This window comes from Cupriavidus sp. FW305-F7, from assembly GCF_058782875.1.
The window spans coordinates 119842-141195 of record NZ_JBYSYC010000007.1 but is presented as its reverse complement, the minus strand read 5'-3'; the positions used below and the strand labels follow the sequence as shown (position 1 = coordinate 141195).

General features: G+C 66.8%; 19 protein-coding genes. 2 read left to right on the top strand and 17 right to left on the bottom strand.

The window, feature by feature from the left end:
* Positions 1-66 precede the first annotated feature (66 nt).
* Positions 67-582, top strand: coding sequence for a molybdopterin-guanine dinucleotide biosynthesis protein B (mobB, locus tag AC3WL8_RS09100; protein WP_013955545.1), 516 nt, complete (start codon positions 67-69; stop codon positions 580-582).
* A gap of 2 nt (positions 583-584) precedes the next feature.
* Here the strand turns inward: mobB and AC3WL8_RS09095 are convergent, their stop codons facing one another.
* The 17 genes from AC3WL8_RS09095 to AC3WL8_RS09015 form a co-directional block, all read right to left on the bottom strand.
* A complete protein-coding gene (locus AC3WL8_RS09095; RefSeq protein ID WP_013955544.1) occupies positions 585-1367 on the bottom strand; it encodes an endonuclease/exonuclease/phosphatase family protein in 783 nt (260 codons plus the stop codon).
* On the bottom strand, positions 1364-1852 hold the full coding sequence (gene nudB, locus AC3WL8_RS09090; protein WP_153953231.1) for a dihydroneopterin triphosphate diphosphatase: 489 nt from the start codon (positions 1850-1852) through the stop codon (positions 1364-1366). The genes AC3WL8_RS09095 and nudB overlap by 4 nt, the downstream gene beginning before the upstream one ends.
* A 98-nt stretch (positions 1853-1950) precedes the next feature.
* A complete protein-coding gene (locus AC3WL8_RS09085) occupies positions 1951-2862 on the bottom strand; it encodes a hypothetical protein (RefSeq protein WP_249679043.1) in 912 nt (303 codons plus the stop codon).
* A 212-nt stretch (positions 2863-3074) separates the two neighbouring features.
* Complete coding sequence (aspS, locus tag AC3WL8_RS09080) at positions 3075-4883, bottom strand: aspartate--tRNA ligase (protein WP_013955541.1); 1809 nt, start codon at positions 4881-4883, stop codon at positions 3075-3077.
* A gap of 66 nt (positions 4884-4949) precedes the next feature.
* Entirely contained in the window at positions 4950-5672 is a 723-nt protein-coding gene (locus tag AC3WL8_RS09075) for a DUF502 domain-containing protein (protein ID WP_013955540.1), read from the bottom strand.
* 14 nt (positions 5673-5686) lie between these two features.
* Positions 5687-6031 (bottom strand): FmdB family zinc ribbon protein, encoded by a 345-nt coding sequence (locus AC3WL8_RS09070; RefSeq protein ID WP_041228286.1) that lies wholly within the window; start codon positions 6029-6031, stop codon positions 5687-5689.
* A 164-nt stretch (positions 6032-6195) separates the two neighbouring features.
* Positions 6196-7632 (bottom strand): high affinity choline transporter 1, encoded by a 1437-nt coding sequence (locus tag AC3WL8_RS09065; protein ID WP_153953228.1) that lies wholly within the window; start codon positions 7630-7632, stop codon positions 6196-6198.
* 294 nt (positions 7633-7926) lie between these two features.
* Positions 7927-8547 carry a methyltransferase domain-containing protein gene (locus AC3WL8_RS09060; protein WP_211980703.1) on the bottom strand — a complete coding sequence of 207 codons (621 nt, stop codon included), beginning with the start codon at positions 8545-8547 and terminating at the stop codon, positions 7927-7929.
* A gap of 31 nt (positions 8548-8578) precedes the next feature.
* Complete coding sequence (gene ubiB / locus AC3WL8_RS09055) at positions 8579-10156, bottom strand: ubiquinone biosynthesis regulatory protein kinase UbiB (RefSeq protein WP_013955536.1); 1578 nt, start codon at positions 10154-10156, stop codon at positions 8579-8581.
* Between the two features lie 67 nt (positions 10157-10223).
* Complete coding sequence (locus AC3WL8_RS09050) at positions 10224-10913, bottom strand: ubiquinone biosynthesis accessory factor UbiJ (RefSeq protein ID WP_153953226.1); 690 nt, start codon at positions 10911-10913, stop codon at positions 10224-10226.
* Between the two features lie 128 nt (positions 10914-11041).
* Complete coding sequence (locus AC3WL8_RS09045; RefSeq protein WP_211980702.1) at positions 11042-12025, bottom strand: Tim44 domain-containing protein; 984 nt, start codon at positions 12023-12025, stop codon at positions 11042-11044.
* 63 nt (positions 12026-12088) lie between these two features.
* Positions 12089-12820 carry a bifunctional demethylmenaquinone methyltransferase/2-methoxy-6-polyprenyl-1,4-benzoquinol methylase UbiE gene (ubiE, locus tag AC3WL8_RS09040; RefSeq protein WP_013955533.1) on the bottom strand — a complete coding sequence of 244 codons (732 nt, stop codon included), beginning with the start codon at positions 12818-12820 and terminating at the stop codon, positions 12089-12091.
* A 34-nt stretch (positions 12821-12854) separates the two neighbouring features.
* Positions 12855-13277, bottom strand: coding sequence for a gamma-butyrobetaine hydroxylase family protein (locus AC3WL8_RS09035; RefSeq protein WP_010814444.1), 423 nt, complete (start codon positions 13275-13277; stop codon positions 12855-12857).
* A gap of 73 nt (positions 13278-13350) precedes the next feature.
* Positions 13351-15216: an ABC transporter ATP-binding protein/permease gene (locus tag AC3WL8_RS09030; RefSeq protein ID WP_013955532.1), complete on the bottom strand. Its 1866-nt coding sequence runs from the start codon at positions 15214-15216 to the stop codon at positions 13351-13353.
* A gap of 123 nt (positions 15217-15339) precedes the next feature.
* Positions 15340-15777 carry an HIT family protein gene (locus AC3WL8_RS09025; RefSeq protein WP_013955531.1) on the bottom strand — a complete coding sequence of 146 codons (438 nt, stop codon included), beginning with the start codon at positions 15775-15777 and terminating at the stop codon, positions 15340-15342.
* A gap of 9 nt (positions 15778-15786) precedes the next feature.
* Positions 15787-19761 carry a DUF3683 domain-containing protein gene (locus AC3WL8_RS09020; protein WP_013955530.1) on the bottom strand — a complete coding sequence of 1325 codons (3975 nt, stop codon included), beginning with the start codon at positions 19759-19761 and terminating at the stop codon, positions 15787-15789.
* A gap of 181 nt (positions 19762-19942) precedes the next feature.
* Positions 19943-20521, bottom strand: coding sequence for a YqaA family protein (locus AC3WL8_RS09015; RefSeq protein WP_013955529.1), 579 nt, complete (start codon positions 20519-20521; stop codon positions 19943-19945).
* 336 nt (positions 20522-20857) lie between these two features.
* Here AC3WL8_RS09015 and AC3WL8_RS09010 point away from each other — a divergent pair, with 336 nt between their 5' ends.
* A complete protein-coding gene (locus tag AC3WL8_RS09010) occupies positions 20858-21346 on the top strand; it encodes a (2Fe-2S)-binding protein (RefSeq protein ID WP_013955528.1) in 489 nt (162 codons plus the stop codon).
* The last annotated feature ends 8 nt before the right edge of the window (positions 21347-21354 follow it).

Below are 21354 nucleotides of genomic sequence, written 5' to 3'. Positions count from 1 at the left end.
ACTGATGCTTGCCTGCGCAGCCAGCGACGGGCCATCGACGACTGACGCCCCCCCACGGAACCCATTGTGAAGGTATTCGGCATTACCGGATCGTCCGGCAGCGGCAAGACCACGCTGCTGGACCAGCTCATCCCCTGTTTCGTCGCCGCCGGCCTGCGCGTGGCCGGCGTCAAGCACACCCACCACGGCTTTGACCCCGACACGCCCGGCAAGGACTCCTGGCGCATGCGCGAGGCCGGCTGCGCCAATGTCGTGCTGGTCGGCGCGCGCCACCTGACGCTGATGCGCCACTATCCGGAGGCGGTGCCCTCGCCAGAACTGGACGATGCGCTCGCCGTACTGCCGGCCGACACCGAACTGGTGCTGGTTGAGGGCTACAAGCGCAGTGATTTTCCCAAGCTGGAAGTATATCGCCCGGCGCTGGGGCGCACGCCGCTGTGGGACGAGGTGCCGGGCGTGGTGGCGGTGGCCAGCGACGACCCTGCCGCGGTGGCCGCCATGACCGCGCTGCCGGTGCTGGACCTGAACGACCCGCAGGCGGTGTTCGCCTTCATCCGCGACTATCCGGAGCGCGCGCGCTGAATTCAGGCGGCCTTGCCGGCGGGCTCCGCGGGCATGGCCAACTCGCCCTGCGGATGCCCCAGTTCCGCCACCAGCGGCACGTGATCCGAGCGCTGCGCCCAGTCGCGGCCGGTCAGCGCATGCGCGCGCTCGATCTCATAGCCGCGCACATAGATGCGGTCGAGCTGCCACCACGGCATATGGCTGGGGAAGGTATGCAGACGCGCGCCACGCGCGTGCGAGGCCTCGACCGCGCCCAGCGTATTGCAGATCTGCGCATCGAGCCGGTGGTTCCAGTCGTTGAAGTCCCCGGCGATCACCAGCGGCATGCCGGCCGGCACTACATTGCGCACGCGCTCCACCAGAGCCTCGGCCTGGCGCGCGCGGCTGCGCGCAAACAGACCGAAATGCACGCAGATCAGGTGGGTTTCCACCCCGTGCACATCCGCCACCGCATGCAGCAGCCCGCGCTGCTCGAAGCGGTGGTCGGAAATATCCAGGTTCTCGGACATCAGGATCGGGTGGCGCGACAGGATCGCGTTGCCGTGATGGCCGTAGTCATAGACCGCGTTGCGTCCGTAGACCGAGTGCGGATAGGCGTCAGTGGCCAGGTAGTTGAGCTGCGTATGCTCCGGATCGAACAGCGCCGCGGCCACCAGGCGGTCGTTGCGGTCCTGCACTTCCTGCAGGAAGACGATGTCCGCATCCATCGCATGCAGGCCGGCGCGCACGTTCTGGATGCGCGGGCGCCGCGAGATGCCGGTCACTCCCTTGTGGATGTTGTAGGTGACCACGCGCAGCTTCATGGCTGCGCTCCATACGCCGCCTGCCGCTCGCCAGCGCCAGCCCCGGCCGCGCGCCAGGCCAACTGGCGGATGGCCTCGGCATTGCTGCTGGAAAAGCACTGCTGCGCCGCCTGCTCCCATGGCAGCCACTGGTATTGCAGGTGTTCGCGTGGCGCCAGCGTCACCGGCAGCGCCTCCTGCACGCGCAGCCCGAACCAATGCTCAGTATTGCGCGTGACGCCTTCGGCGTAGCGGTGGCGCCACTGCGGGTAGATCTCGTACTGGATGGTATGGCCCCAGTCGGTCAACTGGTGCTCGCCGGTGATGAGGCCGGTTTCCTCGGCCACTTCACGCGCGGCGGTCAGGGCCAGGGGTTCGTCCAGGGTGTCGAGGCTGCCGGTCACGGACTGCCAGAACCCCGGGCGATCGGCGCGTTCCAGCAGCAAGACTTGAAGATCTGGCGTGTAAATCACCACCAGCACGGATTCCGGGATCTTGTAGGACATGGGTCTGGGCGAAAGGACAAACCCAAGGATAGCGCAGCCGCGCCACGTTGCCACGCGAAAGCGTGGCGGCGCCCGCCCGAGGCGACTGTCGGCGGCCTTCAGGCGGCGCTGCGCGCGCCATACGAGGTATGGGGTGCCAGGTACGGCTCGTCGCCCGCGGTGCGCTGCCAGGTGTCGAACACCTGGGGCGAATCGCCGTGGCCCCAGGCGGCACGCAGCTGGTCCATCAGCGGCGCCAGCGCCTGGCGGTAGCGCTTGGACGCGCCATGCGCGTGCGTGGCCAGGGCGTCGGCGCGGTGCCGGACCTCGCCCTGCAGCCGCGTGCGCTCCAGCGCGATTTCCTTCTCGCGCTGTCCCAGCGCGTTGTACTTCTGGATCAGGAAGCGCTGGTAGTCGCCGCCATCCATGCCCTGCGCCGCCTGCGCGTTGACCTGCTCGAAACGCAGCACGATGCTGCCAGTTTCCTGCTCGATATGGGCAACCTCGGCGTCCAGGGCCTGCAGCGCCTCCTGCACGCGCTGGGCATCGCGGCGCAGCGCCTGCACCTGCGCGGCCTCGTCCTCGAACACGCGCTGCGCATCCAGGTAGGCCTGCACCACCGGCTGCGGCGCCACCACCAGCAGCGGGTCGGCGCCGTCGGCGCGCTGGCCGGCCAGCAAGGCGTCGTCGGCCAGGCGCAGGTTGCCGAGCTCGTCCAGCCAGCGCCCGCGCGTCATGACCACGCCGACGGTATCCAGCGCCAGCCGGCGCAACGCTTCGGCGCGCTGCATTTCCACCGGCTCGGCCGCCGCGGCGGGCGCGGCCGACTGCACCGCATGGGCGATGTCGGGCACGCAGGCCGCCACGGTGGTGGCCACCGATTCAGACATGGCCTGCGCCGAGCGGCGCACGGCGCGGCGCAGCTCGAAGCGCGCCAGCAGCATCATCAGCAACCCGGCCACCAGCCAGGTCAGGATGGTTTGGTCATGGGCCAGCAGGAACTGGCGGATCAGGTCGATATCCAGGGTCACGAATTTCCTCCCGAGTGCCGGAAGCCTTCATTGCGAGGCCCCTCGGCAAATTACGTGTCAAAAAGAGCAGACCCCGCGGCGGCGCCCTTCGTTCCTACCGGTAACAAATCGAAACCAATGCGCCGCGCGCCTCACAGCACAGTCGACCCGACGTTGCGCATAAAGCAAAAAAGCCGCGCAATTGCGCGGCTTCCTTGCGAGCTTCAGGCAACTCAGGCCGTCGGCTTGGGCTCGGCGACGCGCAGGCGGATATGCAGCTCGCGCAGTTGCTTCTCGTCGACCGAGCTCGGGGCCTGGGTCAGCAGGTCCTGGGCCCGCTGGGTCTTGGGGAAGGCGATCACGTCGCGGATCGAGTCGGCGCCGGCCATCATGGTGACGATGCGGTCCAGGCCGAAGGCCAGGCCGCCGTGCGGGGGCGCGCCGTACTGCAGCGCGTCCAGCAGGTAGCCGAACTTGGCACGGGCTTCCTCGTCGTTGATGTTGAGCGCGCGGAACACCTTGCTCTGGATGTCCGAACGGAAGATCCGCACCGAGCCGCCGCCCATTTCCCAGCCGTTCAGCACCATGTCGTAGGCCTTGGCCAGGCACTTGCCCGGGTCGGTCTCGAGGTATTCCAGGTGCTCGTCCTTGGGGCTGGTGAACGGGTGGTGCATGGCCACCCAGCGCGCGTCTTCCTCGTCGTACTCGAACATCGGGAAGTCGACCACCCACAGCGGCTTCCAGGTGTCTTCGAACAGGCCGTTGGCCTTGCCGAAGTCAGAGTGGCCGACCTTCAGGCGCAGCGCGCCGATCGAGTCGTTGACCACCTTGGCCTTGTCGGCGCCGAAGAAGATGATGTCGCCGTCCTGGGCACCGGTGCGCTTGAGGATTTCGGCAATGGCGGCGTCGTGCAGGTTCTTGACGACCGGCGATTGCAGGCCGTCGCGGCCCTTGGCCACTTCGTTGACCTTGATCCAGGCCAGGCCCTTGGCGCCGTAGATGCCGACGAACTGGGTGTAGGCGTCGATCTCGCCGCGCGAGATCGCAGCGCCGCCCGGCACGCGCAGGCCGACCACGCGGCCGTTGTCGCTGTTGGCGGGACCCGAGAACACCTTGAAGTCGACGTCCTTCATCACCTCGGTCAGCTCGGTGAATTCCAGTTTGACGCGCAGGTCAGGCTTGTCCGAGCCGAAGCGGGCCATGGCCTCGCGGAACTCCATCACCGGGAACCTGGCGTCCAGGTCGACGTCGATGGCGTTCTTGAACACCGTGCGCATCATGTCCTCGAACAGGTCGCGGATCTCCTGCTCGGTCAGGAACGAGGTCTCGCAGTCGATCTGCGTGAATTCCGGCTGGCGGTCGGCGCGCAGGTCTTCATCGCGGAAGCACTTGGTGATCTGGTAGTAGCGGTCGAAGCCCGACACCATCAACATCTGCTTGAAGATCTGCGGCGACTGCGGCAGCGCGAAGAAGTGGCCCGGATTCACCCGCGACGGCACCAGGTAGTCGCGCGCGCCTTCGGGCGTGCTCTTGCCCAGCATCGGGGTCTCGATGTCGATAAAGCCCTGCGCGTCCAGGAACTTGCGCACTTCCATCGCCACCTTGTAGCGCAGGCGCAGGTTGTACTGCATCTGCGGGCGGCGCAGGTCCAGCACGCGGTGCGTCAGGCGCGTGGTTTCCGACAGGTTGTCGTCGTCGAGCTGGAACGGGGGCGTGACCGACGGGTTCAGCACGGTCAGCTCATGGCACAGCACCTCGATCTTGCCCGAGGTCAGGTTGGCGTTCTCGGTGCCGGCCGGGCGCGGACGGACCTTGCCGGTGACGCGGATGCAGAACTCATTGCGGATCTCTTCGGCGGCCTTGAACATCTCGGGGCGGTCCGGATCGCACACCACCTGCACCAGGCCTTCGCGGTCGCGCAGGTCGATGAAGATCACGCCGCCATGGTCGCGGCGGCGCTGGACCCAGCCGGTCAGGGCCACTTCCTGGCCCGAGAATTGTTCGGTCACCAGACCGCAGTAGTGAGTACGCATGGAGGACATAAAGAGATTCCCGGTAAAACGCGGCCGCCCGAAACGCATCGGGCGGCCCGTGATCAGATTGGATGCTTAAGGATCGGTCGTCTCGACCGTTTCCTCGTTGCTGGCCCTGCCGGCCGGATTGGCCGGACTGGCCGGGGCTGCCGGCCGGGGCACGCTGCCGTTCTTGCGCGGCAATTCCGCCGGTGCCACCACGCCCATCGAGACGATGTACTTGAGCGCGGCGTCGACGGTCATGTCGAGTTCGATGGTGTCGGCCTTGGGCATCATCAGGAAGAAGCCCGAGGTCGGATTCGGCGTGGTCGGCACATAGACGCTGACGTATTCGCCCTGCAGGTGGTTCTGCACGTCGCCGCCGGGGCGCCCGGTCAGGAAGGCAATGGTCCACGAGCCCTCGCGCGGGTACTGCACCAGCAGCGCCTTGCGGAAGGCATTGCCCGAGGACGACAGCAGCGTGTCCGAGACCTGCTTGACGCTGGTGTAGATCGGGCCCACCACCGGGATATGGCCCAGCAGCGCTTCCCACCAGCGCACCAGGCGCTGGCCGATGAAGTTATGCGCCAGCAGGCCGACCAGCAGGATGACCAGCAGCGTGAGGATGGCGCCCAGGCCGGTCACGCGCTTGCCGAACATCAGCCGGTCCGGGCGCCAGGCCTCGGGCAGCAGCGCCAGGCTCTGGTCCATCGTGCCGATGATCAGGCTGAGCACCCACAGCGTGATGCCCAGCGGCACCAGCACCAGCAGCCCGGTCAGGAACCAGGTTTTCAGGGCGGAAGTCTTCTTGGCAACCACGGGACGGGTCCGGCTCAATGGCAGGCGCAGGCGCTGCCGCAGCCGCCGGCTGCCGCGGGCGTGGCCGAAGCGGACGAGGCAGGACTGGCCGACGATTCAGCCGCCGCCGGGGCGCTGGCCGCCGCTGCGGAGGTGCCACCCGCGGCGCCGGTGGCTGCCGGCGCGCTGGCGCTGCCGCCGCGGAAGTCGGTCACATACCAGCCCGAGCCCTTGAGCTGGAAACCAGCAGCAGTCAGCTGTTTCTTGAACGAGCCGGCGACGCCGCACGACGGGCAGTCCGTCAGCGGGGCATCGCTCATTTTCTGCAGCACATCGCGCCCGTGGCCGCAGGCGTCGCAACGGTAGGCATAGATCGGCATGGTGTTATTTCGCGAGAAAACTTCGGAATCGGTACAAAGGCGGACATCGCCGCGGGCCATGGCGGCTGCGGGAAATTCCCGCGCGACGATGCAAAGCCTTGAATTATAAACCGTTCCGGGGCTGCCTGATCGCCGGAAATGAAGGGGTTGCAGACCCCCGGGCGTCAGGCGATATGGACTTCCTTGACCGGTGCGTGATCTGCAATCCACTGTGGCAGCAGTGAACCGATCACCATGCCGCTGATCGAGAACAGCAGGCCGACCATTTGCGGCGGCACCACGGCACCGGCAAAGGCCACCTCGCAGGTCAGCCAGGAAGACAGGCCCAGCAAGATCGCCGCCAGCCCGCCCTGGCGGGTGGCGTGCTTCCAGAACATGCCGAAGGCCAATGGCACGAAGGACGAGACCAAGGTGACCTTATAGGCATTTTCAACCATATGAAAGATCGACAGGTGCGAGTTGAGCGCGAACAGCATCACCACCACGGTGAACACCAGCACCACGGTCTGCATCACGCGCAGGAACTGCTTGTCGTCCAGGTGGCGGAAGTACGGCCGCAGGATGTTCTCGGCAAAGGTCACCGACGGCGCTAGCAGCGTGGCCGAGGCGCAGCTCTTGATCGCCGACAGCAGCGCGCCGAAGAACATTACCTGGGCGAACATGGGCGCATGCTGCAGGATCAGCTTCGGCAGGATCAGCTGCGAATCGGCGTTGATGTACTTGGCGACCATGTCCGGGTCGATCAGCGTGGCCGAATACGCCAGGAACATCGGGATAAAGGCAAAGCAGAAGTACAGCACGCCGCCCAGCACCGAGGCGCGCCCGGCGATCTGCTCGGTGCGCGACGAGGTCACGCGCTGGAACACGTCCTGCTGCGGGATCGAACCCAGCATCATGGTGAACAGCGCCGCCGCAAAGCCGATGATCTGGATGAGATCCAGCGACGGCAGGAACTCGAACTTGCCGGCCGCCGCCGCGTGCGACACCACGGCCGTGACGCCGCCGGCCTGCCCGCTGACCTCGTAGCCGATATAGATCATGCCGATCACGATGATGATCATCTGGATGAAGTCCGTGATGGCCACCGACCACATGCCGCCGAACAGCGTATAGACCAGCACGCTGGCGGCGCCGATCATCATGCCGGCCTCCTGCGACAGCGCGCCGTCCGAGACGGTAAAGAACACCAGCCCAAGCGCCTTGATCTGCGCCGCCACCCAGCCCAGGTAGGACACCACGATGCACAGCGTAGTCAGCACCTCGGCCAGCCGGCCATAGCGGTTGTGGTAGTAGTCGCCGATGGTCAGCAGGTTCATCCGGTACAGCGGCCGGGCGAAGAACAGGCCCACCAGGATCAGGCACAGCGACGAGCCGAAGGGGTCGGAGACCACGCCCGACAGGCCTTCCTTGAGAAATACGGCGGGGATGCCCAGCACCGTCTCGGAGCCGAACCAGGTGGCGAAGACGGTGGCGGTGACGATATGGAACGGCAGGCTGCGCCCGGCGACGGCGAAATCGGTGGTGTTGCGTACGCGCAGCGCCGCCCACAGGCCGATGCCGACCGAGATTACCCAGTAGATGATGACGAACCAGATCAGCATGCCGCTGCCCTATGCAGAAAGTGCCCTTGTGGCGAGAAACCGAATGCCGGGCGGCGCATGGGTGCACGTTGCTTGCGCGCATCCGCCCGGAGTCCAATTCATCGGTCGGGGCCGCATATCGAGCTGCCTGGAGTTCTCGCGCTGGGCGGAAAACGCGGTCGGGGCTGCGGTCGTAGCCGAATCAAAACGCGGATTATAGCGACGCAGACCAGCGTGAGCGAAAAAAATTCCCCGCTGGCGCAAATGCGCCACGCGGAGCATCGCCTGCGCCACAAGGGCTGGCCGGTGGCTGCTTCAGCCGGACCGGCGGCGCCAGACCTGCCAGCGCTCCTGCCCCTGGAACACCGGCAGCGGCGCGGCCGAGGGCCGGTCCTCCAGTCGCTCGAAGGCCGGTGCCAGCAGCGCGTCCAGCTCTTCGGCCGGCATCGCGAACGGCGGCCCGCCGCGGTTTTCGCCCAGGTAGAAGTAGCCGGCCAGCAGGCCGCCCGGCGGCAGCAGTTGCGCGACCCGGGCGGCATAGTCAGCCCGCATCGCCGGCGGCAGCGCGCACAGGAAGGCCCGTTCGTAGATTAGCCCGCACGCCGGCTGCGGCGTGAAGGCGAAGAAATCGCCCTGCTGCACCACCACCCCCGCCGGCCCCAGCGTCCGCCGCGCCGACGCCACCGCCTGCGGCGAGAAGTCGATCGCCGTCACCGGCCAGCCGCGCTCGAACAGCCACGCGGCCTCCCAGCCGTTGCCACAGCCTGGCACCAGGGTCGGGCATGGCGCGCGGCCTTCAATGAACTGGCGGAATTCCTCGGGCACGCCGCCTTGGTCCCAGGGCGTGAAGCCCTGTTCGAAACGCTCGTCCCAGAACGTCGGGTCGGCGGCGTTGCGGGTGGCGAAGGTCGGCGCAGGCTTGGCGGTGTCGCTCATGGTCATCTCCGATGGCTCGGTCCCGGGTGCGCTACCAGTAGCCGGCCCAGCCCAGCACATGCGTCAGCACGATGCCGGCGACAAAGCCGCCCAGCAACAGCAGCCCGGTGCCGAGCAACCGGTTGGTGCGGCGCTGCTCCACCACCAGCATCGCCAGCAGCTTGTCCTGCTCGCCGTTGCTGGTCAGCGCGCGCCGCTCCAGGAACTGGTGCGCCAGGCGCGGGAAGTCGGGCAGCATCTTGGCCCACAGCGGCGCCTCCACCTTGACCCGCTCCCAGGCGCCCTTCCAGCCCACCTGCTCGTGCATCCAGCGCTCCAGGAAAGGCTTGGCGGTCTTCCACAGGTCCAGGTCGGGGTCGAGCTGGCGGCCCAGGCCTTCGATATTGAGCAGCGTCTTCTGCAGCAGCACCAGCTGCGGCTGGATCTCGACATTGAAGCGGCGCGAGGTCTGGAACAGCCGCATCAGCACCATGCCCAGCGAGATTTCCTTCAGCGGCTTGTCGAAGTATGGCTCGCAGCAGGCGCGCACCGCGCTTTCCAGCTCTTCGACGCGGGTATCGGGCGGCACCCAGCCGGACTCCACATGCAGCAGCGCCACGCGGTGGTAGTCGCGCCGGAAGAAGGCGATGAAATTCTGCGCCAGGTAGTTCTTGTCGAACTCGGACAGCGCGCCGACGATGCCGAAGTCCAGCGCGATATAGCGGCCGAAGGACTCGGGCTGCACCGACACCAGGATATTGCCGGGGTGCATGTCGGCATGGAAGAAGCCATCGCGGAACACCTGGGTGAAGAAGATCTCGACGCCCTCTTCCGCCAGCTGGTGCATGTCCACGCCGGCGGCCTTGAGCGACTCGGTGCGCGAGATCGGAATGCCGTGCATGCGCTCCATCACGAACACGGTGCTGCTGCACCAGTCCCAGAACACCTCGGGCACCAGCAGCAGGCTGGTGTCGGCAAAGTTGCGGCGCAGCTGGCTGGCATTGGCCGCCTCGATCATCAGGTCGAGCTCGTCGTGCAGGTATTTGTCGAACTCGGCCACCACCTCGCGCGGCTTGAGGCGCTTGCCGTCGGCCCAGAAGCGTTCCAGCCAGGTGGCCATGTCGCGCATCAGCGCCAGGTCGCTGTCGATCACCGGCAGCATGCCCGGGCGCAGCACCTTCACCGCGACCTCGCGGCCGTGGCAGGGGCCGCCCTTGAGCGTGGCGAAGTGCACCTGCGCGATCGAGGCGCTGGCCACCGGCTGGTGCTCGAAGGTCTCGAACAGCTGGTCCAGCGGCCGCCCCAGCGCGCGCTCGATAATCTTCACCGCCACCACCGAATCGAAGGGCGGCACCTGGTCCTGCAGCTTGGCCAGTTCGTCGGCAATGTCCGCCGGCATCAGGTCGCGCCGGGTCGACAGCACCTGGCCGAACTTGACGAAGATCGGACCCAGCCGCGTCAGCGCCAGCCGCAGGCGCTCGCCGCGCGGCATCTCGAGCTTGCGCCCGATGGTGATGACGCGCACCAGGAAGCGGATCCTGCGGCTGCTGAAGCCCGAGAGCACCAGCTCGTCCAGGCCGTAATAGAGGATGACGAAGAGAATCTTGCCAAGGCGCAGGAGGCGGGTCATTCGGGAGTCTTCACAGGGCCGGGCAGGCAGTCACGTTGGTGGTGGATGGGATCGTGGCGCGGCCGGCTCAGCGGTGCGGCGACGGCAGCTTGCCGGACTGGCCCGACTGGCCGGATACCGGCGGCGGGCCGGCGCGCTCCAGCCGCTCCAGCCGTTTTTCGAGCCGGGCCAGGCTATCGCGCAGCCGGCCCACGTCGGCGCCGAAGGCATCGAGCGCGGCGTGGCGCACCAGGGTCGGATGCTCGTCCAGCAGGTAGTCGGTGACGTTGTCGACCAGGGCGCGGCCAACGCGTGTGGCCTGCTCATGCACCTGGCGCGCACCATCGACCACGCGCTGCGCCACGCTGTCGCTCACCGGCCCGCCCAGGATGCCGCGCAGCGCGCGCGACAGGTCTTCGGCGGCGTCCCAGCGCAGGTTGCGCGCCAGCGTCGAGACGGTGTTGGCCAGCTCGGCGTCGCCCTCGATGCGGACATGGCGCATGGCGGCGGCCTGGCCGCCTTCGGCCACGTCGGCGGCCACCAGCGGCCACTGCTGCACCGGCACGCGCAGCGTCACCGCGGGCGCCTCGGCCTCGGGCGCCGGTTCGGTGCAGCCGTGCTCTGTCACCTTCAGCGACAGCACGAAGGCGGCGGCATCGAAGCGGATCACGCGCCCGGCAAACGGCGTGAGCTGGTTGCGGGCCCACGGCTCCTGCTCAAGCAGGTGGTTCAGCGCCGAGATGGCGGGCATGGCCAGGGCGGAAGGCAGAGTATTCATGACAGCGCGGTTGGCGGGCAGGCAGCGACGCCGCAGGTCGGGCGTCCCAAACAAAAAAGGCCCACGCTTTCGCGTGGGCCTCCATTCTAAGCTACTCCCCCCGGCGCATCACCGCCGCGGGTGCGGCATCAGGACTCTTGCTGGATGCCGGCCAGCAGCCAGCCGCCGGTGCCGCTGGCAGGCTTGGCCAGGTTCCAGACCTCGCCGAACGGCTGGGCCGCCTCGCCGGACTTCTCGCGGATCATGCCCGAGAAGCGCACGCTGGCGATATGCTGGGCCGCGGCCGACTCGATGCCGAGCAGCTGGGCTTCCAGCGTGACCACGTCGGTCTTGTTGACCTCGGCGCCGCGCTCGGACAGGTCCATCTTGATCTCGGCGAACATCTCCGGCGTGGTGAACTCGCGGATGTCGTCCAGGTTGCCGGCATCCCACGCGGCCTGCAGGCGCACGAAGTGGACCTTGGCGTTGCGCAGGAAGGCTTCGGTATCGAAGTCGGCCGGCACGCCCCACGGCTGCTGGGCCACGGCATCGGCCGCGACCGGGGCCGCCGATGCTGCCGGCAGTACCGTGCTGGCGGCCGGGCTACCCGAAGACACAGGCGTCGGCTCACCGCGGAACATGGGCTCGGCGCTGCGATCCAGGTTCGGCGCGTTGCCGGCACCGGCGTAGGCCGGTTGCTGGGTGCGCTTGCTGCCGCCACGGAACTTGCGGATCAGCCAGATCGCGGCGAACGCCACCAGCGCGATCAGGATCAGGTTGGACAGGAAGCCCAGCGCCGCGCCGCCCAGGCCGAAGTGCGACAGCAGCCAGCCGATACCCAGGCCGGCGGCGATGCCGCCCAGGATGCCGCCCCAGTTGCGCTTGGGGGCTGCCGCGGCAGCCGCGCCGGCGGCGCCAGCCGTGGCCGGGGCTGCCTGATTAGGCTGCTGGGCCGGTTGCTGGGTCGGCGAAGTGGGCTGCGGCGCCTGCTGGCGCTGCTGCGTGACCGTCGACGACTGCTTGCCGATGCTGCGCGAACCGCCCATGCGCTTGGCATTGGCGTCGAACACCATCCCGAAGGCAATCGCGGTAATCAGCGACCCAACCAGGAATTTTCCACGAAATGACGACATATTCTGCTATCCCCTGTCAGTTTCACCCTATATGCGGGCGAGGCATGGCGATTTCAAGTCTTCTTAATACTTGCGCCCGACGTGGAGCGCCACCACTCCGGCCGTCAGATTGAAGTATTCGACATTTTCCAGGCCCGCATGTTCCATCAAGCGTACAAGTGAAACCTGGTCTGGATGCATTCTGATCGATTCCGCGAGATAGCGATAGCTGGGGGCATCCCCTGCCACCCGCTCACCCAGCCACGGCAGCACCTTGAAAGAATAGACGTCGTAGGCCTTCTCCAGGGGTTTCCACACCTTGGAGAATTCCAGCACCATGACCTTGCCGCCCGGCTTGACCACCCGGCGCATCTCGGCCAGCGCGGCATCCTTGTGCGTCATGTTGCGCAGGCCGAAGGCCACCGTGACCAGGTCGAAGTAATTGTCCGGGAACGGGATGTGCTCGGCGTCGCACAGGCACACCGGCGTGACGATGCCCTTGTTCAACAGCCGGTCGCGGCCCACGCGCAGCATCGACTCGTTGATGTCGGTCAGCCAGACCTGCCCGGTCGGGCCGGCTTGCTTGGCGAACGCCTTGGCCAGGTCGCCGGTGCCGCCGGCGATATCCAGCACCTTGTGGCCGGGGCGAACGCCGGCCTGGGCGATGGTGAACATCTTCCAGAGCCGGTGCATGCCGCCGGACATCAGGTCGTTCATCACGTCGTACTTGCTTGCCACCGAATGGAATACACCGGCAACCTTGTCGGCCTTTTCCGCTTCGTCGACCTTTTCAAACCCGAAGTGGGTTTCACTCATCTTTCAGACTCCAGGGTAATCGGTTCGGCGCGGCTCAGTGATGGCCGCAGCCGTGGCCGCCGGCAGCGCCGGCGGCGGGCATCGGGGTGTCGCGGTCGGCGCCGGCGGCTTCCAGGCGCTGCAGGTAGTCCTGCCAGAGCGCATCCTGGTTGTCGCCGAGGCGGTACAGCAAGTCCCAGGAATAGATGCCGGTGTCGTGGCCGTCGGTAAAGCGGATCAGGATCGCGTAGTTGCCGACCGGCTCGACCGCGTTGACGCCCACCTCGCGCTTGCCGGTCTGCAGCACTTCCTGCCCCGGGCCGTGGCCCTGGACTTCAGCGGACGGCGAATACACGCGCAGCAGCTCGAACGGCAGCCGGAAGCTGCGGCCGTTGTCGAAGCCGATCTCCAGCACGCGGGATTGCGTATGGACGGTCAGCGCGGTGGGATGAGGGGTGTCTTTTTCCAGGCCTGCCATGATGATCGCGGCCCGGTTAGGGTCGCTCCTGAGGGGGGTGATTGCCGCGCGATGCTGCCGGTACGGCACGGCATCACGCTTCGCATACAACCCGATAGCTTACCCCAGGCTCGCCGGCTTGCGCAGCCCGGGCGGCGTCCCCATCCTGCGGCACGTAGCGCAGGCGCCGGCCGTGGAAGGCCGCCACGGTACTGCGGTGGGCGATGCTGACGATGGCCGCACCGGGCAGCGAGTCCACCATGAGCTTGTACATGACGCCCTCGGTTTCCTCGTCCAGCGCGCTGGTGGCCTCGTCCAGGAACAGGTAGTCGGGCTTCTGCAAGAGTGCGCGCGCAAACGCCAGCCGCTGTTGTTCGCCCGGCGACAGCCTCAGCGACCAGTTGTCGAACACGTCGAGCTGGTCCACCAGTGCGGCCAGCCGCGCCTGGCGCAGCGCCGCCTGCAGCGCTTCCGCGCTGTGCACGGTGCCGGCGTCGGGGTAAGCCAGCGCATCGGCCAGCGTGCCGATCGGCAGGTAGCTGCGCTGCGGCAGGAACAGCATGCGCGCGCCGTCGGGCATGGTCACGGTGCCGCTGCCGTACGGCCAGATCCCCGCCAGCGCGCGGAACAGCACGCTCTTGCCGCAACCAGACGGGCCGCTGACCAGCCAGCGCTCGCCCGGCGCGACCGACAGCGAGAACGGCGCCACCAGCGGCCGCTGGCCCACGGCCGCGCTGCGCGCGGCGCGTACCGGCAATGCCAGCGCCAGGCCGTCGATGGTGATGCCATTCTGCGGCTTGCCGGTATGTTCCACCTCGATATCGCGCACGCCGCCCGGCGCCATGTCCTGGCGCTCGGCCACGCGGATCGCTTCCTGGAAATCGATCAGGCGGTTGGCGGCGGCCTTCCAGCCCACCAGCGTGGCGTAGCTGTCGACAAACCACGACAGCGCGCCCTGCACCTGGCCGAAGGCGGAGCTGGTCTGCATCAGACCGCCCAGCGTCATCTTGCCGGCGAAGTAGCGCGGCGCCGCCACCAGGATCGGGAAGATGATGGCGAACTGCGCGTAGCCGGAGCTGACGAAGGTCAGCCGCCGCGTATAGCGCATCAACTGGTTCCAGTTGGCGCGGATGCGGTCGAAGCGCGCGCGCAGGCCGGCCTGCTCGGTCGGCTCGCCGCGGTACAGCGCCACCGGCTCGCTGTTCTCGCGCAGGCGCACCAGCGTGAAACGGAAATCCGCCTCGTACTGTTCCTGCTGGAAGTTCAGGCCGATCAGCGGGCGGCCGACCACGTGCGCCACCAGCGAGCCGATCACCGCATAGCCCGCCGCGAACCACACCATATAACCGGGAATGGTCCATTCGGTGCCGCCCATTGCAAAGCTGATCGGCCCCGATACCGTCCACAGGATGCCGACGAAGGACAGCAGCGTCACCACCGAGTTGAGCAGCCCGAGCGACAACGACAGCGCGCCGTCGGTAAACTGGCGCAGATCGTCGGCGATACGCTGGTCAGGGTTATCGGTGGTGTGGGTCTGCTCGATGCGGTAATAGGCCTGGTGCCCGAGCCAGTGGCCCATGAAGCGGCCGGTCATCCAGGTACGCCAGCGCATCTGCAGCATCATGGTGTAGTACTGGCGCGAGATCGCCGCCACGATAAAGAACGCCGCGATCCACGAGAAGCGCAGCAGCAGCACCTTGAACGAGGCGTAGTCGCGCTGCTCCAGCGCGTTGTAGAACACGCGGTTCCACTCGTTGAGCAGCACGTTGATATAGACGATGCCGAGGTTGAGCACGACCACCAGGGCCAGCAGGCCAAGCCCGGCGACGCGGTCGTCGGATTTCCAGTAAGGCTTGATCAGTGCCCAGGTGGCGGCCATGCGCAGCCGGCTCTGGATCTTGAGGGCCCGGGCAGGGACGGCCGGGCCCGGTACGGTGACGGAGGTCGGAGTGGAGGACATAGCGGCAGCGCTTGGCCCGTCAGCGGATGCCGGCCGGGCTTGTTGTTCTGGATACCGTGGCGGCAGGCCACGGCGGCAACAGCATTCAGACGGTCACGGCCAGGCGTGGGTTCCGCGCACCACTCAGGCGTCGCCGGCTTCGAGCAGCGAAAGCGCCGTACGCAGCGCCGGCAGCCGACTGGCCAGCTCCTGCACGCGCACGGCATCCGCCGCGCGTTGCGGCGCGGCCCAAATCGCCTCGGGGAAATGGGTGTCCCAGCGGTAGCGCGGGATGATGTGCCAGTGCAGGTGCGGCACCATATTGCCAAAGGCCGCCAGATTGACCTTGTCCGGCGCCATGACCTCGCGCACCACCCGTTCGACACGTGCGACCAGCCGCATCAGCCAGGCCTGGTCGGCATCGTCCAGGTCGCTGAGCTCGGCCACGTGGTCGTTCCAGACAATGCGGCAGAAGCCAGGGAAACGGTCATGCTCGACCAGGATCAGCCGGGCGCGGTCGCCCATCCAGACCAGTTCGCCGCCGTCGGTCTCGCAGAGCGGGCAGTTGGGAGCGCGCGTCATGGCGTTGGCTTACACCAGCACGCGTTCGATGCCGCCGGCATTGGCCTTGGCCACGTACTCGGGCATCCAGTTCTCGCCCAGCAAATGCTTGGCCATCTCGATGACGATGTAGTCCGCCTGCACCGAAGCATCTTCCTTGTAGCGCGACAGCCCCTGCAGGCACGACGGGCAGCTGGTCAGGATCTTGACGTCGCCGGTGAAGCCGTCGGCGCGCAGCTTGTCTGCGCCCTTGGTCATTTCCTCTTCCTTGCGGAAGCGGACCTGGGTCGAAATATCCGGACGCGTCACCGCGAGCGTGCCCGATTCACCGCAGCAGCGCTCGTTCTTCTCGATCTTGCCCAGACCGGTGTTCCCGCCCATCAGGTCGTTGACCAGCTTGGTCGGGTCCATGGTCTTGATCGGGGTGTGGCAGGGATCGTGGTACATGTAGCGCGTACCGGTCACGCCTTCCAGCTTCACGCCCTTCTCGAGCAGGTATTCGTGGATGTCGATAATGCGGCAACCCGGGAAGATCTTGTCGAATTCATAGCCGGCGAGCTGGTCGTAGCAGGTGCCGCAGCTCACTACCACGGTCTTGATGTCGAGGTAGTTCAGCGTGTTGGCCACGCGGTGGAACAGCACGCGGTTGTCGGTGACGATCTTCTCGGCCTTGTCGTACTGGCCGTTGCCGCGCTGCGGATAGCCGCAGCACAGGTAGCCCGGCGGCAGCACGGTCTGCACGCCGACGTGCCACAGCATCGCCTGCGTGGCCAGCCCGACCTGCGAGAACAGCCGCTCCGAGCCGCAGCCCGGGAAGTAGAACACCGCTTCCGATTCCGGCGTGGTTGCCTTCGGGTCGCGGATGATCGGCACGATCTCGTTGTCTTCGATGTCGAGCAGCGCGCGCGCGGTCTTCTTGGGCAGGTTGCCCGGCATCTTCTTGTTGATGAAGTGGATCACCTGCTCGCGCACCGGCGCCTTGCCCACGGTCGCGGGCGGATGCGCGGTCTGCTTCTTGGCGAATTTCTTCAGCACGTCGTTGCCGAGGCGCTGCGCCTTGTAGCCCCAGTCGATCATGACCTTGCGGGTCAGGTTGATGGTCTCGGGGTTGGTGGCGTTGAGGAAGAACATCGACGCCGCGGTGCCGGGGTTGAACTTCTTCTGCCCCATCTTGCGCAGCAGGTTGCGCATGTTCATCGACACGTCGCCGAAGTCGATCTTGACCGGGCACGGCGTTACGCACTTGTGGCACACGGTGCAATGGTCGGCCACGTCGGAGAACTCATCCCAGTGCTTGACCGAGATGCCGCGGCGGGTCTGCTCTTCATACAGGAAGGCTTCGATCAGCAGCGAAGTCGCCAGGATCTTGTTGCGCGGGCTGTACAGCAGGTTGGCGCGCGGCACGTGGGTGGCGCACACTGGCTTGCACTTGCCGCAGCGCAGGCAGTCCTTGACGCTCTCGGCAATGGCGCCGATATCGCTCTGCTGCATGATGATCGACTCATGCCCCATCAGGCCGAACGACGGCGTGTAGGCATTGCGCAGGTCGGCGCCGGGCAGCAGCTTGCCCTTGTTGAAGCGGCCCTGCGGGTCGACCTTGGCCTTGTAGGCACGGAAGTCGCCGATCTCTTCCTCGGTGAGGAATTCCAGCTTGGTGATGCCGATGCCGTGCTCGCCCGAGATCACGCCGTCGAGCGAACGCGCCAGCGCCATGATGCGGGCCACCGCGCGGTGCGCGTCCTGCAGCATGTCGTAGTCGTCGGAGTTCACCGGGATGTTGGTGTGCACGTTGCCGTCGCCGGCGTGCATGTGCAGCGCCACGAAGACGCGGCCGCGCAGCACCTGCTTGTGGATCTTCTGGGCCTCGTCCAGGATCGGCTTGAACTCGCCGCCGTTGAAGATCTTGCGCAGCTCGGCGCGGATCTCGGCCTTCCAGGACACGCGGATGGTGCGGTCCTGCAGCAGGTGGAACACGGTGGCGTCAGGCTGCTGCTGCAGGCGCGCGTCGAACTCCTGCCCCAGCAATCCCAGCCCATGCCCGATCAGCGAGGCCTTGGCCTGCGTCAGCGGCACGTCCATGTGGTCCTGCAGGTAGCGCCAGCGCGCACGGATCTCGCGCAGCAGCGTCAGCGCGTGCTGCACGCGGTCTTCCAGCAGCTCGGCGCTGGGGATTTCGTTGGCGTCGTCGCTGCGGCCCAGCGGCAGGTTGCCGCGCGCGAAGAACGCTTCCAGCGTGTCGACCAGCTTGAGCTTGCTCTTGATCGACAGCTCGATATTGATGCGCTCGATGCCGTCGGTGTACTCGCCCATGCGATTGAGCGGAATCACCACGTCTTCATTGATCTTGAAGGCGTTGGTGTGCTTGGCGATGGCGGCGGTACGCGACCGGTCCAGCCAGAACTTCTTGCGCGCCTCGGGGCTGACGGCGATAAAGCCTTCGCCGCTCTTGCCGTTGGCCATGCGAATCACTTCCGAGGTGGCGCGCGCCACGGCGTCTTCATCGTCGCCGACGATATCGCCGATCAGCACCATCTTCGGGAAGGCGTTGCGCTTGCTCTTGGTGGCGTAGCCGACCGCGCGCAGGTAGCGCTCGTCCAGGTGCTCCAGGCCGGCCAGGATGGCGCCGCCGGGCTTCTTCGTCTCCGCATCAAGGAAGTCCTTGATCTCAACGATGCTGGGGATGGCGTCGCGCGCCTGGCCGAAGAACTCCAGGCAGACCGTGCGGATGAACTTCGGCATGCGGTGCAGGATCCAGCGCGCGCTGGTGATGATGCCGTCACAGCCTTCCTTCTGCACGCCCGGCAGGCCGGCCAGGAACTTGTCGGTGACATCCTTGCCCAGGCCTTCCTTGCGGAACTTGCGGCCTTCGATCGCCAGCGTCTCGGTGCGTAGCACCTTCTCGCCCGGCGCACGGTTGCCGTCCGACCACTTCAGTTCGAAGGTGGCCACCGGCACATCGTGGATCTTGCCCAGGTTGTGGTCCAGCCGGGTGATTTCCAGCCAGTTGCCCTCCGGGTCAACCATGCGCCACCAGGCCAGGTTGTCCAGCGCGGTGCCCCACAGCACGGCCTTCTTGCCGCCGGCGTTCATGGCCACGTTGCCGCCGATGCACGAGGCATCGATCGAAGTCGGGTCGACCGCGAACACCAGGCCGGCCTTGTCGGCCGCATCGGCCACGCGGCGCGTCACCACGCCGGCTCCGGAGAAGATGGTCGCAACCTTGTGCGACACGCCGGGCAGGTCGGTTTGCTCGACCGGGTCGAGCTGCTCCAGCTTCTCGGTATTGATCACCGCGCTCATCGGCGTCAGCGGCACGGCGCCGCCGGTATAGCCGGTGCCGCCCCCGCGCGGGATGATGGTGAGGCCGAGCTCGAAGCAGCCCTTGACCAGGCCGGCGATCTCTTCCTCGGTATCCGGCGTCAGCACCACGAACGGATATTCCACGCGCCAGTCGGTGGCGTCGGTCACGTGCGAGACGCGCGACAGGCCGTCGAACTTGATGTTGTCCTTCTGCGTGACCTTGCCCAGCACGCGCTGGGCGCGCTTGCGCAGGTCATAGGCGGCGGCGAATTCGTTCTTGAAATCCTCGATCGCCTGCTTGGCGAAGGCGACCAGCTGCTCCACGCGGTGCGAGCGGTCCTCGGCGGCGGGCTCGGCGTGCTCGGCACGGTCGGCCGCGCGGCGCTTCTCGATCTCGTTCAGGCGGTGGTGCAGCGCGCTGACCAGCATCTGGCGGCGCTTGGGATTTTCCAGCAGGTCGTCCTGCAGGTAGGGGTTGCGGCGAACCACCCAGATATCGCCCAGCACCTCGTACAGCATGCGGGCGGAGCGGCCGGTCCGGCGCTCGCTGCGCAGCTCGTCCAGGATGCGCCAGGCTTCCTCGCCGAGCAGGCGGATGACAATCTCGCGGTCCGAGAAGGACGTGTAGTTATAGGGGATTTCACGCAGGCGCGGCGGGGCGTCCTGCGCGGCGAGCTTGGCGTCGAGCACGAGTGGGGCGTTCATTGGGGGACCGCTTCCTGCTGCGCACGAGGACTGTGCGCGAATCGTTCATTAAAGCGCGATTGTACTGCAAGGCCCGGTTTCGCCGCACCGCAACATCGAGGAATCCTTGTTGGAACAAGGGATTAGGCGACATTTAGGCGGTGGCACCGGCGCCCTGCGGTGGTGCCGGCGGCGCACCGGATCAGAACCAGGCCTTCCACATTTGCGCAATGTTGTGCCAAAAGCTGTCCGGGATCCACAGCAGGCTGGCGGTCATGAACAGGTAGCGGATGAACTTGCCGACCGCCATCCAGGCCAGGCTGGGCCAGAACGAGAGGCGCAGCCAGCCGGCTAACGTGCACAACGGATCACCTATGCCGGGCAGCCAGGAGAACAGCAGCGTGGGCGGCCCGAGCCGGCGCATCCACCGGAAGTAGCGCGCATCGAGCTTGGGCTTGGGCGGCTTGCGCATATGTTTGCGGTGCTCCAGGTGCTCAAGGTCGTGCTCACGCGCCCGGCGCCGCTTGTGGTAGCGCACCAGTGCCAGCTTGGCGGCATAGCCCAGCCACCAGTCGATGGCACCGCCGACCGTGTTGCCGAGCGTGGCCACCAGGATCGCCGGCCAGAACATATGCGGGTTGAGCTTGACGTAGCCGAACACCGCCGGCTCCGAGCCCAGCGGCAGCAGCGTGGCCGAGATCAGGCTGACCACAAAGATCGCGGGCAGGCCCACCTTGGGCAGGGCAATGGTTTCAAACAGCCAGTCGAAGAAGGCTTCCATGTAAGCGTGGCGGGTGCCAGTGGGCGCTGCTCATTCTAGCTGCTGTGCCCCGAACGGGGCGCGGGCAAACCACATGGCAGCGCCCCACGATTTGTGATTAACTGTTAGAGCCTGTTGTGGCCAATCGTTCGCCGGCCGCAGCATTCGCGCCAGCATTGAAGCCGCTCGCCGCGTGCGCTGGCGCACCTACAGCAGTTGTAGCGGCAGCACCAATATCACGAATTAGCCGTCCTATAGCCGTCTTAAGCGGCAGTACCGCGTCGTGGCCAGTCCCACGCAGTTCGTTCGGGATTTCGGGCAATTGGTCATGCGCGTCCACCCCACATGGAGACAAGCATGGCGATTCCGATCCGCCTGACGGTCAACGGCAAGTCCGTTGACGCGCAGGTAGAACCCAACACCCTCCTGGTCCAGTTCCTGCGCGAACAGCTGCGCCTGACCGGCACCCACGTCGGCTGCGACACCGCGCAGTGCGGCGCCTGCACGGTCCACCTGGATGGCCGGGCGGTCAAGTCGTGCAATATCCTCGCGGTCCAGGCCGACGGCGCCGCCGTGACCACCATTGAGGGCCTCGCCGCTCCCGGCACGCTACACCCGATGCAGGAAGCCTTCCGCGAATGCCACGGCCTGCAATGCGGCTTCTGCACGCCCGGCATGGTGATGAGCGCCACCGCGCTGGTGCAGGAACACCCCGGCGCCGACGCCGCCACCATCCGCGCGCACCTGGAAGGCAACCTGTGCCGCTGCACGGGCTACCACAACATCGTGCGCGCAGTGCAGCAAGGCCAGGCGGCCATGCAGGGCACCGCCGCCAGCGCGGAATAAGGGGGAAC